This window comes from Clostridium sp. YIM B02500 (assembly GCF_022324665.1).
GTDB classification, from domain to species: domain Bacteria; phylum Bacillota; class Clostridia; order Clostridiales; family Clostridiaceae; genus Clostridium; species Clostridium beijerinckii.
The window spans coordinates 1-16,891 of record NZ_JAKGTE010000013.1; the positions used below are offsets into that span (position 1 = coordinate 1).

13 protein-coding genes and 2 pseudogenes are annotated in these 16,891 nt (G+C 29.7%); 11 read left to right on the forward strand and 4 right to left on the reverse strand.

Annotated elements, in window-relative coordinates; translation table 11 throughout:
• The 3 genes and pseudogenes from L1S46_RS12390 to L1S46_RS12400 all read right to left on the reverse strand — a co-directional run.
• A pseudogene (locus tag L1S46_RS12390) lies at window positions 1-187 on the reverse strand (IS256 family transposase); the annotation flags it as partial.
• A gap of 90 nt (window positions 188-277) precedes the next feature.
• On the reverse strand, window positions 278-2,635 hold the full coding sequence (locus L1S46_RS12395; protein WP_238900129.1) for a PEP/pyruvate-binding domain-containing protein: 2,358 nt from the start codon (window positions 2,633-2,635) through the stop codon (window positions 278-280).
• A gap of 29 nt (window positions 2,636-2,664) precedes the next feature.
• Window positions 2,665-3,288, reverse strand: coding sequence for a TetR/AcrR family transcriptional regulator (locus tag L1S46_RS12400; protein ID WP_238900130.1), 624 nt, complete (start codon window positions 3,286-3,288; stop codon window positions 2,665-2,667).
• Between the two features lie 471 nt (window positions 3,289-3,759).
• On the opposite strand from L1S46_RS12400, the gene L1S46_RS12405 reads away from it, so the two are divergent.
• From L1S46_RS12405 to L1S46_RS26540, 3 genes and pseudogenes are all read left to right on the forward strand, one after another.
• On the forward strand, window positions 3,760-4,212 hold the full coding sequence (locus L1S46_RS12405) for a MarR family transcriptional regulator (protein ID WP_238900131.1): 453 nt from the start codon (window positions 3,760-3,762) through the stop codon (window positions 4,210-4,212).
• A 288-nt stretch (window positions 4,213-4,500) separates the two neighbouring features.
• Window positions 4,501-7,044 carry a PEP/pyruvate-binding domain-containing protein gene (locus L1S46_RS12410; protein WP_238900132.1) on the forward strand — a complete coding sequence of 848 codons (2,544 nt, stop codon included), beginning with the start codon at window positions 4,501-4,503 and terminating at the stop codon, window positions 7,042-7,044.
• Window positions 7,044-7,208: pseudogene (locus L1S46_RS26540) on the forward strand (MBL fold metallo-hydrolase); the annotation flags it as partial. The gene L1S46_RS12410 and the pseudogene L1S46_RS26540, both read left to right, overlap by 1 nt.
• A gap of 194 nt (window positions 7,209-7,402) precedes the next feature.
• On the opposite strand, the gene L1S46_RS12415 reads toward L1S46_RS26540, so the two are convergent.
• Window positions 7,403-7,999: a TetR/AcrR family transcriptional regulator gene (locus L1S46_RS12415; protein WP_238900133.1), complete on the reverse strand. Its 597-nt coding sequence runs from the start codon at window positions 7,997-7,999 to the stop codon at window positions 7,403-7,405.
• Between the two features lie 407 nt (window positions 8,000-8,406).
• Here L1S46_RS12415 and L1S46_RS12420 point away from each other — a divergent pair, with 407 nt between their 5' ends.
• The 8 genes from L1S46_RS12420 (at window position 8,407) to L1S46_RS12455 (ending at window position 16,796) form a co-directional block, all read left to right on the forward strand.
• Complete coding sequence (locus L1S46_RS12420) at window positions 8,407-9,384, forward strand: alpha/beta hydrolase (protein ID WP_238900134.1); 978 nt, start codon at window positions 8,407-8,409, stop codon at window positions 9,382-9,384.
• Window positions 9,385-9,813: 429 nt separating this feature from the next.
• Entirely contained in the window at window positions 9,814-10,581 is a 768-nt protein-coding gene (locus L1S46_RS12425; protein ID WP_238900135.1) for an ABC transporter ATP-binding protein, read from the forward strand.
• Window positions 10,571-12,562: an ABC transporter permease gene (locus L1S46_RS12430; protein ID WP_238900226.1), complete on the forward strand. Its 1,992-nt coding sequence runs from the start codon at window positions 10,571-10,573 to the stop codon at window positions 12,560-12,562. Before L1S46_RS12425 ends, L1S46_RS12430 begins: the two co-directional genes overlap by 11 nt.
• A 334-nt stretch (window positions 12,563-12,896) precedes the next feature.
• Window positions 12,897-13,568 carry a response regulator transcription factor gene (locus L1S46_RS12435; RefSeq protein ID WP_238900136.1) on the forward strand — a complete coding sequence of 224 codons (672 nt, stop codon included), beginning with the start codon at window positions 12,897-12,899 and terminating at the stop codon, window positions 13,566-13,568.
• Entirely contained in the window at window positions 13,565-14,584 is a 1,020-nt protein-coding gene (locus tag L1S46_RS12440) for a sensor histidine kinase (protein WP_238900137.1), read from the forward strand. Before L1S46_RS12435 ends, L1S46_RS12440 begins: the two co-directional genes overlap by 4 nt.
• Window positions 14,585-14,721: 137 nt before the next feature.
• A complete protein-coding gene (locus L1S46_RS12445; protein ID WP_238900138.1) occupies window positions 14,722-15,069 on the forward strand; it encodes a hypothetical protein in 348 nt (115 codons plus the stop codon).
• Window positions 15,070-15,211: 142 nt separating this feature from the next.
• Window positions 15,212-15,835: an HAD family hydrolase gene (locus L1S46_RS12450; RefSeq protein WP_238900139.1), complete on the forward strand. Its 624-nt coding sequence runs from the start codon at window positions 15,212-15,214 to the stop codon at window positions 15,833-15,835.
• 142 nt (window positions 15,836-15,977) lie between these two features.
• Window positions 15,978-16,796, forward strand: a complete 819-nt coding sequence (locus L1S46_RS12455; RefSeq protein ID WP_238900140.1) for an EFR1 family ferrodoxin — start codon at window positions 15,978-15,980, stop codon at window positions 16,794-16,796.
• Window positions 16,797-16,891 lie beyond the last annotated feature (95 nt).

The window sequence follows — 16,891 nt, forward strand, 5'->3', positions numbered from 1 at the left end:
TATTTGAAGTGTTTTTATTTTCATAATCATGTTTAGCATATCCTAAGTGACTTTCCATCTCCGATTCCAGCATCTGCTGAAGTAACCCTCCAAATAAATCCTTTAATGTATTTTGTATATCTTCAGCCGTTTTTATATCAGAGTTATTCAAAATTAATTTTACTAATTCATCTCTAGATAAAGACATAGCCTGTGCTCCCTTCATTTTATAATTTATTATATCATCCTAATGAAGTTTACACAGACTATTTTACACTCTCTAGCGTTTTATATTTAATCAACTATTTAAAATTTGTACCACTCCATGACCGCCGTCAACTATAACTTTATCTCCTGTCTTAAGCCTTGTAGTCGCATTGCCACATCCTACAACAGCTGGAATACCAAGCTCTCTGGCTACTATAGCAGCATGGGATAACGGTGCTCCAATGTCAGTAATTATTGCTGAAGCCTTAGGAAAAAGAGGTGTCCATCCAACATTAGTAGTTGATGCAACTAAGATTTCGCCTTTTTTTAGGTTTTCTCCTTCTTCAGGATTTGTTAAAATACGCACGACTCCTTCAATTTTTCCTGATGCTCCTGCAAAACCTTTAAGAGTTTCAGAATCTTGTGTAGTAATAGGCATAGATTCATCATAGTAATCAACTCTTCTATTAGAATTTTTTACCCATTTAAAGGGATCAAATCTTCCTCGAATAATTGATGGTAATGGTGGAAGTGATTTATATTTTTTATAATTTTTCTTTCTAACTGCAATATGATTTAATGCTAAGTCATTTCCTGAAAGCAAATCTAAAACTTCATTGATGTAAAGAAAAAATATATCATTTCCTATGCCTGTAAGTTCCCCAGCTTTTAGTGCAAAAGCACGATTAACTCTAAATGCTCTAGTCCATTCTGAACGAACAGACTCTCTAAGACGAGCTGCTTCAGCCACTTTTACAATTTTCTTTTCAAAATTATTAGCTTCTTTAGGAAAATTTTCTTTTAATCTTCTGAGAGCTTCTTCATATTGATCACGTTGTTTATTAAGAAGCTTTTCTACATCTGTGTTTGAATTCTTAAATTCTTCTATCTGCTTTTCAAGCCAAGTTTCATCTTCTCCAGGATGAGGTATGGATAATTCAAACTCATGTGGACCACGATGTCCGTATTTTATTCTGTATTCTTCACGATTCATTTCTCCAGTTATAATCTTTGATATACCAATAATAGGTCCAAGGCTCTCGAGTGATGAATCTCCTCTAAAATTAGACATAAGTGTATTTGTATCTTCAATTCCTGCTACTTTTATTAACTCATCCTTTAATTTATTAGCTATGACCATTTTTCTTCCACCAGCAAGTGCAATCCACAAAGCCTTAAAATTAAAAGGTAGAATTTCAGTTTTCCATAAATCAATTAATTCTTCTTTTGTCTTTACTTCTTTAATAGTTTCAGTCATCCTCCTACACAAATTTGGAGATTCATTCAAATGCTCTGGAATTTCCTTAGAAGCTTTAATAATATTTTTTAAACGATGTTTTAATTTTGGAGCCATCCCTTTTATCAATCCTAGTTTTGAAAATGGATAAATAGGAATTTCTATTTCTTCAGGCATTTGGCCAAAGACTTCACTCATTGTTTTTATTAGACTCTTAATATCTTTGCCGAAGGCAGGGTATAAAGACAATGCATAACTGATGTTTGTATATGCTCTTCCACAAATGTTGCCTGAAAATAAATAGTATCCAGGAATAGTCATTTGTTCTTCATCCAAAGCCCTTATTATAGACCAGCTTAGGGGAGTGAAAACATCAGACATTGCTTCTCCAACATTAGTATTAGTCCATAGGAAATCCCCATCCAAAGTATCGTTCCATTCATATGTATCAGGATTACCAGTTACCAAGGTTGTAATAGGTCTTGCTTGTAATATATATAATTTTCCATTTGATACTGCCCATTCAATATCTTGATGAGCACCATATTCTGTTTCAAGTTTAGATGCATATTTATATAACTCTGAGGCATATTTCTTAAATTCAGATGGTCCTTCATATTTTCTTTTGGGCCTCATAATATTAAATGGATATGCATTTGCTTCTCCTGATACAAGCTGTTCTCCTAATCCAAATACAAAATTACCGGTCATGCTCTCGTGACTGCCTGTAATTGGATCAGCAGTAAATAATACTCCTGAAATTTCAGACTGTATCATAATTTGAATCACTACCGCTATCTGATGAGATTGATCCATTCCTTGGACTGAACTGTATGCTTTTACTCTTTCTGATTCTCTTGAGCTAAAAACTTCATATATTGCGCTTTGAATTTCTTCATCTGTCTTAACATTTAAAACTGTTTCAAATTCTCCTGCAAAAGAAGCTTGAGCAGAATCTTCACTTAAAGCAGATGATCTTACTGCAAATAAAACACTTTCATTATATTTTCTAATTTCTTTCAAATAGTGTTTGATTTTATTCCAAGCATCCTCATTAAGACTATTCTCCTTAAAAGCTGATGGTAAAATCACAAATCCGTCAGGAACAGGATATCCTGCTTGAAACATTTTTGATAACATACATCCTTTTCCGCCTGCAAGTGATTGGAGTTCAGGGGTTAATTCTTTAAAGCTTTTGATCATATCCAACATTATAATACCTCCTTTTTAAAACTCAATATTTATTTATAAAAACAACTTTTAAGCATTTCTGTATAGGCTTCTGCTTCAATAAAAGCCTTATCATAATTAATTTGTTTTGAAGATGATGACTTTGCCTCTTCCAGAACTTTTGCATTAAATCCTTGAAAGGACCATATAACAACGTTTATTGCCTTTTCTATATCTATGCCATCTCTAAATTTAGATAAATCTATACCATCAAATACTCTTTTTGAAGCGATTTCTAATTCTTCCTTATTTATCACATTTAAATCATTTTCTATATCACTTGATTTTTCCATATTTACAGCTTCAATGAATTTAAGAATTTTAGGAAATTTATTCAATAATTCTGCTTTAATCAGATGGATTTGACGTAACCTAACGAAAAAATCTTTTTCATTTAAATCAATCTTTTTGTAAAATTCAGTCATGCTAACATCTATGCAATAATCATATAAAAATAAAAATAATTGCTTCTTATTTTTAAAATAGTGAAATAATAACCCTTTAGATATACCAGCCTCTTTAACAATCTCATTTGTAGAGGCATTCTCATAACCTTTCTCAGCAAATTCATTTATTGCTGCATTTAAGATACGATTTTGTTTTTCTGAATCTAAATTTAAAAATTTCGATACCACAGTATTACCTTCTTTCAGATCTATGTAAGATTAATAAAGAATTTTATATAGATATTTGTGCTATTAAGTTATGCTCATTACTTTAGTGAAATATTATTATTGTAATTTAAGTAGTAAAAAAATAATTCTTTTTATTATTTAAGAGGATTATAACTCTATTGACCAATGCGGTCAATAAATAAATTTAATACTTAAAAGTAAAAAAAATGTATTATTGCTTAATAATATAATTAGTATTAAGGGGAATTTAAAAAGATGAAGTGATACTGGGAGAGAAATAAGTTCTAGTTAATAGATTTCTTTCTATTATTAAAAGTTACCTCTTTCATTTTTTGCAACCTTAAACAACTAAAAAGAATAGGTTAAATCTATGATAAAAATGATACTGAAATTTAAATTTATTGACAATAATATATATTGTATATATTATTAAGTAGAGGTCTACCTAATTTAAAGTGAGGATGATAAATAATGAAGAATAGAAACTGGGAATACCCGTATGATTTATTTATAAAGAGCATTGCTCAAAAGATGAGATATACAAATGACGAAAAATTAAAGGAATATGATCTTACTTCACCTCAAGCTTTATTGTTGGAGCTTATTGAAAGAGAAATAAGGCACGGAAACGAGATAACTCGCAAGGGTTTAGAGAGTGTTATGAATTTAAAAGGCTCATCTATAACGAATCTTTTAAATGGATTAGATAGAAAAGGTTGCATCATACGTAGTGCTGGGATATCAGATGGGCGTACTTTTCAAATCCAAGTTACTGCAAAAGGAAAAAATATATTAACAGAGATGGAAAAAGTATTTGAAGAAACTGAGGAACAGTTATTAAAAGGCATGTCACAAGAGGATAAAAAAGTTTTTTTGGATCTGCTTATTAGAGCTTATAAAAATTTATATGGAGAGTCTGATTAATAATAAAAAGCAAAACGCTGCTTTTTATTTAAATAAGTATGTAGAAGTCTACGTATTTTTTATTTTCTATTAAGCTTTGTTTTATTACTTATTAAATATGTTAACTAACTTTGAAAAAATTAATTATTTATAAATTAAGTTATGCAAATACTTTAAAGAGTCCTAAGTTAACTCTCATTTAACAAAATAAGTAGAAGTCTACATATATCATCAAATATGATATCAGATATTTTAAATTAAGACATTATAAGCAGTAGGATTAAATTTATTAAGATAGGAGAAATAATTATGTCAAATTATATAAAAATGTTAAAAGAATTAAATAAAGATTCATTACTTGAAGCAGGAGGAAAAGGAGCTAACCTTGGAATATTAATAAATGCTGGACTTCTTGTACCACCTGGATTTGTGGTTACAACAAGCGCATATGATGCTCATCTTGAAGCGTCAGGGCTTAAGGAACGAATAAAAAAAAGACTTGAAAAGATTAAGGGACAAGATATTAATGAAATATCAGAGGCAAGTAAAGATATCTCATCATGGATTGAAAAAGCTCAAATGCCTATTGAGATTCAGAAGGAGCTAAACATAGCTTTTGACGGTTTGCATAAAAAAATGGGAGTAAGTGAAAAGATGTCAGTTTCAGTACGATCAAGTGCAACGGCTGAAGATTTACCAACGGCTTCATTTGCAGGCCAGCATGAGACTTATCTTGGTATCTATGGAAAAGAAAATGTCATTAAACATGTAAAAAAATGTTGGGCAAGTCTTTGGTCATCGCAGGCAATAAATTATAGAATAAGTATGAATTTTGAGCACCTTAAGGTGGATCTTGCAGTTGTAGTTCAGGCAATGATAGATTCAGAGGCATCTGGAGTGATGTTTACTGCAAATCCTGTAAATGGAAAGAGAGATGAAATATTAATAAGTGCAGGTTATGGGCTTGGTGAAGCAGTTGTTAGTGGTTTAATAACTCCGGATTCATTTGTTCTAAGCAAAAAGGGAGATATAAAAGAAAAGAATCTTGGCTCTAAAGAGATTAATATTAAATTAACTAAAAACGGAATTGTTACAGAAAAAGTACCTGATTCAAAGAGAAAATCCTATTGTCTAGGATCAAATGAACTTAATCAGCTTACAAAACTAGCAGAGCTTGTTGAAAAACATTATGGTAGTCCTCAAGATACAGAATGGGCTCTTTCTGAAGGTAAGATATATTTACTTCAAGCAAGACCAATTACAACAATGGAAGCTAAGGGGGAGGATTTTAATATACTTGGATCTGAGAATAAAATAATTTATCAAGGCAAAAAGGCAGATTTTGGTCTTCAAAGTGTGATGGAACATAGTCCATATCCACATACTCCTTTGGATTTTGCATGTTTTACTCATTTTTATCAGGGTATATATACTTCTTTCTCCGAAACAGGCTTTAAGATGCCTAAGGAGCAGAATATACCTATAGAAAGAGAAAGTGGATGCGTGGCATTAAGCTATCAGGCGCCATCAATATCTCCATCTATAATTTGGAAGGGGCCTAAATCATTAATTAATGATTTATTTAAAGATACAAATGTTCTATGGCAGAGCTTTTCAGGAGAAGCTAATGCGTGGATTAAGAGGATGGATACTGCAAAAAATAATACAGATGATGCAGAAAAACTTATAAAACTTATTAAGCAGGGAATGAAAGAATATGAGAATTTTGTTTATAAAAGATTTTCTTTAATTGGTATGCCTGGTGGGATTACTGAGTTTAAGTTCAATAAACTTATTAAAAAAGCTGTAGGAGAGGAAAAATTTGAGGAGGTTAAAGAAAATCTTCTTAGAGCTTTGCCATTTAGGACTGCACTTCAGAATAAAGAAATGATAAAGATAGCACAAACAGCAGCCATAAACGGAAAGGGCGACCAAGCTTTCAAGGATGCAATTGATAATTTCTTGAAGGAATATGGAGACAGGCCTTCCATAGGTGCGGGGCGTATGATATCACCTTCTACATGGAGTGAAAAACCTGAAATGATAAATGAAATTATTGATGCATTATTATGCGATGCCTCCATATTAGATTCGGAAGAAAGTTTTAAGAAACAGGAAGAAGCTTATAAAGTTGCAAAAGACTTAGTTAAGAAAGGTCTAAAATGTGATGATTATAAAAAGCTTACTAAAATTCTAGAGAGAGTAAGATATACGGTAATAATCAGAGAGGAAAGTGTATTTTACTTAGAAAAAATAGCAGGTTGTTTGCATATAATGGCTTTAAAGCTAGGAAGCCTTTTAGTTAAGAAAGATTACATTAATGATGCAGAAGATGTATTTTTCATTTTTCTTGAGGAACTTAATTCAGTGGCAGAAGGCAAGTTAAATATAGAAGAAAGATTAAATAAAAGAAAGAAAGCTTTTGATAAGGTTTATGAGGCTCATGAAAAAGGTGTGCATTGGTTAGTAGCTACAGGGTCAATTCCAGTATTTGAGTCAAAGGAAAAAATTAAACAAGATAAGAGCGAAGATTGTAATTCAATTAAAGGAAGTGCTGCAAGTCGTGGAGTATATGAAGGTTCAGTATGCATAGTAAGAAATCCTTCTGAATTTAAAAAATTGAAAAAGGGAGATATACTCGTATCGCCATATACATCTCCAATTTGGACACCTCTTTTTAAAGTTGCAGCTGCGGCTGTCACTGAAATAGGAAGCCCAACTTCCCATGCAGCAATTGTAGCTAGAGAGTACGGTATACCTGCTGTTGTGGCTATTGATAATGTAACAAGTATATTAAAAGATGGACAAAGAATAAGAGTAGACGGAACAAATGGAGTAATAACATTGTTATAAATAATTGTGAATATGATCCGTCTAAATTAGAGAGTTTTATAAATGTATTAAAGGATTTAGAGTTTGACATTTGTTTTGCAGGACACTCATCACCTATAAATAAAACTGAGATCATTGAATATTTAAATTCACAGCATAAGAAAATCCAAGCAGATAATAAATAGATATTTATTCTTTAATTAATTAAGCTCTGTTTATTAGTGCTGTATTCTAATATTCTTTACAATAAATATTGTGAAGAATAAATATTCTAAACCATATATATTCTGAAGAATATATATTCTAATATTCTTCAGAATATGCTTGAATAATGCGGGCTTGAAGGCTAGAGAGTTCAATAAATTGAGATTAATTAAATTTAATCTAATGCTGATGTTAGCCAGGAAGTCATGAAAGAAAGAATTTCATCGGCTAATGCAGAAATTGCAGAAGCATCTTTCAAGTTACCTTTACTATGCCAACGTTTTGTAGCGCAATATATACCGCTGCTCATCATAACAGTAATCAATTCTAATTTTTCTTCTTCATTCTTTGAACAATTTCTAGTATTGTTGAGCATATTTTGTACTATATCTTGTAATTTAAGCTGAACTCTCATATCAATTAACATATTAGCAGATTTATATAATCTTATATAGCTAGTGCCAACAGTCTTATGATAATCACACATAATAAAAATTAAATCACGCAAAGTTTTCTCATTTAACTTTGCATCAGGACTAATCCTGCTGGATACAATTGTCATGAATTCATCTGATATAAAAGAATCTAATAAATCATATTTATCTTTAAAATGAGCATAAAAGGTTGCTCGGTTTACGTTAGCTCTTTCTGAAATATCCTTTACGGTTATATTTTCAAAGGGGCTTTTGTTAGCTAATGAAAGAAATGAATCTTGGATAAGTTTACGAGATTTAGTTATGCGTTTATCATTTATTTGAGATTTTTGTATCATATCTGCTCCTTTCTAAATATATATTCTATAAAAATATTAATTCATAGAAGTTTGTCTTAAACTATTAGACAATTCAAATCAGACATCCTTATAACGAGTGAATTATATTATTTAGAATTTACATAGTGTGGATATTTCAATTAAGCTTCTAAATTATAATTTTAATTGAGCAATTGGTTTATTATAGCTATGAGTATAAATTTATTATTGCAATATAAATATTTTTTAATAAATTCTTGTTATTAATATTTTTTACTAAATAACCAACATTTCATGATTTCTGTTGGTTGAATAGCTAATTTTAGTACATTATAATAATAGCATGCATAAATCGCTACAACAACACGTGTTTAATAATTTGACGATTGAGCTGCTATTTACAATTATGTATACGAGGAGAAAGTAAAATGAGTGAATTAAAACATAGAATTGTTGAAACAAATGGTATAAAAATGCATATAGCGGAACAAGGAAAAGGGCCTCTTGTATTATTACTTCATGGCTTCCCTGAAATATGGTATTCATGGAGGAATCAGATACCCGTTTTGGCTGAAGCAGGTTACCACGTAGTAGCACCAGATTTAAGAGGATATGGAGATACAGAAAAACCAGAAAATATTGATCAATACACTCTGCTTCATTTAGTTGGAGATATAGTTGGATTGTTAGATGTATTAAATAAAGAAACAGCAGTAATAGTAGGGAATGATTGGGGAGCAACAATAGCATGGAATGCAGCATTATTAAGGCCAGATAAATTCAAGGGCGTTATAGCTTTAACAGTTCCAATGATGCCTCAACCACCAATTCCACCAACAACTGTTTTCCCACAAAATAGTGAGGAGTTATTTTATACTTTGTATTTTCAAACACCAGGTGTAGCAGAAAAAGAATTTGAGAAAGATGCACGATTTGCAGTTCATAACTTGCTGTATTCAGCTTCAGGAGATGCAGGACCACGTAAAGGAAATGATGGAACTCCAAATCCATTTAGTATGGTATCAAGAGAGAAAGGATTACTTTCAGCATTACCAATGCCTAAAATGACATCTTGGCTTAAAGAAAAAGACTTAGAGGTTTATGCAGAAGCATTTGCCAAAACAGGCTTTAGTGGCGGATTAAATTATTACCGTAATTTAGATAGAAATAGAGAATTATTAAGCTGTTTCAATGGATTAAAAGTAACAATTCCTGCATTATTTATGGTAGGTACTCGTGATGTTGGCTTAAGTATTCCAGGAATGGATCAAATAATTTCTGAAATGAAGAGTATTGTTCCAAACATCCGTCAAACTATATTTCTTGAAGATTGCGGACACTGGGCTCAACAAGAAAAACCAGAAGAGGTTAGTGCAGAGATAATTTCATTTCTTAAAAGTTTATAATATCTTATAGAAATTAAAATAAAAACTTGTGGGCTTTGAAATCATAACTTCAGCGTCCACCATAAAACACATGAAAATGATATGCTCACTTTATAGGAGATAGTTAAAATAATAAAACTGTTTCTATAAAGGGGGCATTTTATTTTTGGAGTTTCAATTATCCAATTATATCAACATAACAAAAATGTAATATTAATGAAATGTAGTTAAATTGATGAAGTAAGTATAATAATATAAAATAATTAACATAGAGCCAAGTTAGTATGTCGATTATAGATATATATCAAAAGCAAAAGTTAGATATATACATGTTAAAACTGAAATTAAATACATGTTTATTCCAGCGGACGTATGAAATTTTTATTTGATGAGTCCTAAGTGAGGGATTGGATACGAAGCAAAGGTTTAAGAAAAAAGGGAGAATTATAGATGAAAAATATATTGAATGTAGAAAAAATTGAGAAATATTATGGAAATAAAGGGAATTTAACAAAGGCAATAGATAATATAAGCTTTAAGGTAGATGAGGGAGAGTTTGTTGGAATAATGGGACCTTCAGGAAGTGGTAAAACTACACTTCTTAATTGTATATCAACTATTGATAGTGTTACTGCAGGAAAGATATTGATAAATGGTAGTGACATTACAAGGCTAAAATCAAAAGAATTAGATAAGTTTAGGCAAAATGAGTTAGGATTTATATTTCAGGACTTTAACTTATTAGATACACTTACAGCTTATGAGAATATTGCTTTAGCATTAACAATAAAGGGAGAGGACACCTATAAAATAGATGAAGAAATACAAGCGGTAGCAGAGCATTTAGAAATAGGACAAGTGCTTAATAAGTATCCTTATGAGATATCTGGTGGGCAAAAGCAAAGAGTTGCTTCAGCAAGAGCAATTGTAACTAACCCATCTTTAGTTCTTGCTGATGAACCAACAGGGGCACTAGACTCTAAATCAGCTAGGCTGCTACTTGAAAGGTTTGAAAACTTAAATGATAATTTGAAAACTACAATACTTATGGTTACCCACGATTCCTTTACAGCAAGTTATGCTCATAGAATACTCTTTATTAAGGATGGAAGAATTTTTAATGAACTCATAAGAGGTAAAGACACAAGAAAGGAATTTTTTAATAAAATCATAGAAGTTATATCCCTTCTTGGAGGTGATGATAATGATGTATTTTAAGCTGGCCTTTGGCAATATAAAAAAGAGTTATAAGGATTATACTATATACTTCTTAACATTAATATTAGCTGTCTGTATATTTTATAGCTTTAATTCTATAGATTCACAAAAGGCCCTTTTTGATATAAAATCTTCAAATGCTAATTACATAGAAAAATTAACAGTTACTATGTCTTATTTTTCTATGTTCATATCAGTAATACTAGGAAGTTTAATCTTGTATGCTAATAATTTTCTAATAAAAAAACGTAAAAAAGAATTAGGTATATATATGACTTTAGGAATGGGAAAGAGAAAAATATCTAAGATTTTAGTAGCAGAAACCTCTATGGTAGGCGCTATATCTTTAGTTGCAGGCATTATATTAGGAATAGCAGCGTCACAAGTCTTATCTACTCTTATCTTAAAGCTGTTCGATGTTTCTATGAATGAATATAGATTTACAGTCTCTATAAATGCTATTGGAAAGACTATATTATATTTTGGAATAATGTTTTTACTTGTAATGATTTTTAATGTATTTGTTGTTTCTAAGTACAAAATAATAGACTTACTTGCGGCAGATAGAAAAAATGAAAAAATGAAATTTAAAAATCCATATATATATTTGGCAGCATTTGTATTAAGTATAGTATCTCTTATAGCTGTATATAAATTTTTTTTAAAGATAGGGATAGATACATGGAATCCAATGTTTAAGCCAGCACTAGTCATTAGTGTAATTAGCACAATATTATTCTTTTTTAGTTTATCTGGAGCTATATTATATTTTTTAAATAAAAATAAGAAAGTATATTTCAAGGGATTGAATATATTCGTTATAAAGCAGGTAAATAGCAAGTTTAATACACATTTTCTATCCATGTCAGTAATATGTTTAATGCTGTTTACTACAATACTTGTATTATCTACAGGAATAGGTCTTAAGAAAAATTATGAAGCAGGCCTTGAAAAAATAACACCTTTTGATGCTAGTTTAGTCATATATCCTCATGGTGAAAATATTCCTTTAGATGAAGTGTTTAATAAAATTGATTTCAAATTGAGTGAAAATGAAAAATATATAACTTATGATGAATATACTTCATCAGTAGAACTTAAAGATTTATTTAAAACTGAAGATGAGGCTTTTAAAAGCTATACAGCAAGCTTTGTAAAAATATCTGATTACAATAAAATATTAAAACTAAAAGGTGAAAAAGAAGCTAATTTAAATAGTGATGAGGTTTTAATCTTATCAAATTATAACAAATTAGCTGATCCAATTAATGAAAAATTAAAGCATAGCAATAAAGTTAATATTAAAGGAAAAGAGTATCTAGCGAAAAATCACAAGGTTTTACAAGAAAATCTTGAAACTTCTATAATGGCAGAAAATTATTGCGTTATAGTAATAGATGATGAGTTTTTGCCAGATAGTAAAGTTTATAAATCAGTGCTTGATGTAATGTATACTGATGAAAATAGAGAAGAAAATAATGAAAAATACCAAGAGATTTATAATAATTCTTTGATTGGTGGGAAGTATGAAAGTCTAGATGTCCCCCATATGAATGCTTATTCAAAGGATGGCATTTATTCTAGGGAAAAGGGTTCTTCAACTTCTGAATTATTTCTTGGTTTATATTTAGGTATGATATTTTTGATATCAAGCATGGCTGTATTAGCACTTCAGCAATTATCAGAAGCTAGTGACAGTATAGAAAGATATAAAGCTTTAAAGAGAATTGGTGCAAATAAGAAAATGATAAATAAAACTATATTTCTTCAAACCTTGATATATTTCAGTCTTCCTGTAATTCTTGCATTAGTTCATTCAATTATTGGTGTTTTAGTGGTTAATAAGGAAATAAGCAATTTTAATCAAATAGATATTAGATTTTCAGCGTTAATGACGGCTGTAATATTTATTGTAGTATATGCAGGATATTTCTATACAACATATACAGGGTATAAAAATATTATAAAAAATAATATATAAGGACTAATATAGATAGCCAAAACCATAAATAGTTTAATTCTGCAAAAGCGTTGAAGTAGTTACAATTTGTAGTAAAGATACGAACCTAAAGTGTTCCTAATTTATAAATATGTCTATTTAGTGAGAGCTATGGATATTCATGATATATATGGAATAAGTAAATGCTTAATATATTGATTTCCATAATAGCAAATCAAAGAAAAAGTGAAGGCATTATAATGATATTGAGTAAAATTGTGGTAAAATGTAGTGTTTAGTTTTATAATAATTATTAAGGTTATTAAGTTTTGGATTTCAAGATTTAATAACCTTATATTTCTAGTAGGGGGATATGATGAGGAAAATTATTATTATTGAAGATGATGAAGTTATAAGGGAGGAATTGCAAAGTTTTTTAGAGAGATATGGATATGAAGTGAAGGCTCCTTTAGATATGGATAACATAATAAATTATATTGAAAGTGAGAACGCTGAACTTATATTGCTAGATATTAATTTGCCTATGTATGATGGATATTATATATGTAGGGAAATACGCAAGACTTCAGAGGTTCCAATTATAATAGTTACAAGTAGAGATAGTGAAGTAGATGAACTGATGAGCATGAATTTAGGGGCAGATGACTTTATTACAAAACCTTATAATACAGAAATACTACTTGCAAGAATAACTAATATTTTAAAAAGGACTTATGGAAACATAAAGACTAGTAGTATATTAAGCTACAGAGATTTTAATTTGAATCTTTCAAATGCAACGATTATTTATAAAGATAACTCTCTAGAGTTAACTAAAAATGAAGTTAAAATACTATCATTTTTGATAAATAATAAAGGAAACATAGTAAAAAGAGATTCTCTTATGGAGTACCTTTGGAAAGCAGATTTTTTTGTAGACGATAGCACTTTAAATGTTAATATAAATAGATTAAGAAAGAAGCTTGAAGAAATAGGAATAGAAAATCCAATAGAAACAAGAAGAGGAATGGGGTATACTATGCCATGACTATAAGTGAGTTTCTTAAAGATAAAGCTATTGTAATACTATGTAATAGTCTTATGTTTATTATATTGTCAATAATAATGTTTGTTATAAATGTTAATTCAATTATAATTACATTTGTTTTTTGTATATGGTTTTTCCCGTTGGGTTCTTACATGGCTTTAGAATATATAAAGCATAAAAAGTATTTTGGGGAGATTGACAGTTTATTAGAAAAATTGGACAAGAAATATTTAATTCCAGATATGCTAAAGGAAGCAGAATCTGTACAAGGAGAAAAGTTTAACTCTATACTTAAGGAATTAAGCAGAGATATGTATGAGCATGTAAAATATTATAAGGATCTGCAGGAGGATTATAGAGAATATCTAGAAGCCTGGGTCCATGAAATTAAAACACCAATAGCTTCTTCAAAGCTTATTATTGAGAATAATCAAAATGAAGTAACTAATAAAATAGACTTTCAGATAGACAAAATTGAAAGATTTGTGGAACAGGTACTTTACTATTCTAGAAGTAATAATGCTTATAAAGATTATATTATAAAACAAATTAGTCTAGGTAATATAGTAAAAAATGTAGTAAAAAGAAACTATAGAGATTTCATTCATAAGAAAATAAAAATCAATATAAATGACATTAATGAAGATGTATATAGCGATGGGAAATGGGCTGAATTTATCATTAATCAGATAATAGTAAATTCAATAAAATATTCAAGCAATAGAGATCCTCAAATTAATATATCATCAATGAAAAAAGCCAATTCAGTAATGTTATTTATAGAAGATAATGGAGTAGGGATAATAGAGAAAGATATAGATAGAGTCTTTGAAAAAGGCTTCACTGGTGAGAATGGAAGAAGATTTAGCAAAAGTACAGGCATGGGTTTGTATTTGTGTGAAAAGCTCTGCTTAAAGCTGGGACTAAAAATCTCTATTGCTTCTGAGGTTAATAAAGGAACTAAAGTTATATTAATATTTCCGTTATCAGGAATGGCTACTTTTGGTGATGATTGAGGGGAAGTTAATGATTAAAAAGAGGTTTGTTCAAAAGCTGAATTGTAGTATATTTACCAATTATATTATAAGTGATTCAGAATAGTAAATAAAGACGAAATAATGAACTATTTTATATCGGGAAGGTTAGTGATAATATGCCTTGTGTTGCCGAATTCGGTATTATAGATGAATTTGAAAAAGATAAAGATTACTCGTGTTACGAACCTCAAAAATATAATTGTATTGCTATTGATGACGATATATTGAGCGATTGGTGGAATGAATTGACTTTAATTAAAACTTACTTTCACTGTTATAGCAGACCCAGTTTCGCACTTGCAAGGTGGGGAGTTACTCTTATTCCACCAGAATCATTAGAGTCTTTTTATAACATTGTATCAACTTATAAGAATTCTAAGTCATCAAAAGAACTGATTAATTTAATGATATTACTGCGAAAGGCGATTTCTCAAAATAAGTATGTAATTCATTATGGTGTATGAAACTAATACGCAATTTTCCTTTTTTATGTAGCAAGTTAAAAGGGGTTCTTTAAAATTGAGTAATCTGGTATTTACAATTTATGTTATGATTAACTTGTAATGGTAGAATGTTAAATAATAAATTTTAATACTGGAGGATGGTATGTATAATTGTATTATATTTGATATTGATGGTACGCTTTTAGACACCGAAATCGCAGTTCTTTCATCACTTCAAAAATTAGTATTTGAAGAACTAAATGAAAATTTGAGTTTTGATGAATTAAGATTCGTTTTAGGTATTCCTGGAGAAGTAACATTAAATAAACTTGGAATAACTAATATTTTAGACTGTAATGTAAAATGGAATAAATACTTAAAAGAGTATTTTCATAATGTAAAAGTTTTTGATGGTATTAAGGATACCTTGATTAAACTAAATGAAATTGGAATTCTAACTGGTATAGTTACTTCAAAAACCAAAGAAGAATTTCTAAGTGATTTTGTACCATTCGAATTGAGTAATTATTTTAAATTAGTAGTTTGCGCAGATGATACAGAAGAGCATAAACCTAATCCAGAGCCAATTTTAAAATTTATTGAACTTTCAGGTGCAAATAAATCAAAGACAATATATATTGGTGATACCAAATATGATATGGATTGTGCATTTGGTGCTGGTATAGATTTTGCATTAGCATTATGGGGGGCTAAATCATCAATAGGAATTAATGCAAATTATATTCTTGAAAATCCTAAGCAAGTATTAAAACTTGCAAAAGTTTAGTTCGCATTGTTAGAAAATGAGAATTATTATGGAACTGTGGGATGTTTATGATAAAAACAGAAGATTGACTGGCAGACAAATGGAACGAGGTAGCAAATTATTGTGTAATAATTATATTAAGTAAATATGGGGTTGAATAACTATGTTAATTAGCTCAGTAACAACAATATATTTTTCACCAACAGGTACAACTAAAAAGATTATCAATTCAATCGTAAAAGGAATGGGAATAGTTAATGATAGAATTGTTGATTTAACATTACCTAAAGCAAGAAGCGATAATAACATTTCTTTAATTGATGGAGAAATAGTATTAATTGGAGTTCCTGTTTATGAGGAAAAAATTCCTGAAATAGTATATCCTTTTCTAGCCAACTTAAAAGGGAATGGGAGCCCAGTTGTGTTAGTTAGTGTTTATGGAAATATTGGCGATGGTATAGTCTTAAATCAACTAGATTCTATAGCTCGAAAGTCGGGTTTTAAGGTGGTAGCAGCAGGTTCGTTTATAGGAGAACATTCATTTTCCACAGAAGAACTACCTATTGCACAAAATCGCCCTAACAATGATGATCTAAATAAGGCTGAAGAATTTGGAAAAAATATAATTAAAAAAATGGAAAATATAAATAGTTTGAAGGATGTTTCATTTACAATTCCTCAAGGAAAGTTACCATTAATGGCGAAGATAGTACCTAAAAATAGTGCCAGATTATTTACAAAGACTCCTTTTGCAGATATGAGCAAATGCAGTCATTGTAATATATGTGTAAAACTATGTCCTGTGAGTGCAATTGACAAAGGAACTTTAGAAATAGATGAAAAACAATGTTTACGTTGCTTTTGCTGTGTTAAAAGGTGCCATAAAAAGGCAAGAAAAATTATTTATAAACCCAAATTACTAGTTTCAAAAGTGTTAACAATGAAAAACAGAATTATAAAGGAACCCAAAATATATCTGTAAAATTTATCAAATGATATTCGTGAACAAGGGAATGTTTTTAGAAAATGATTGATATAAAGAGCATAAGTGAAAGTAATTGTTATATATAAGTAAAA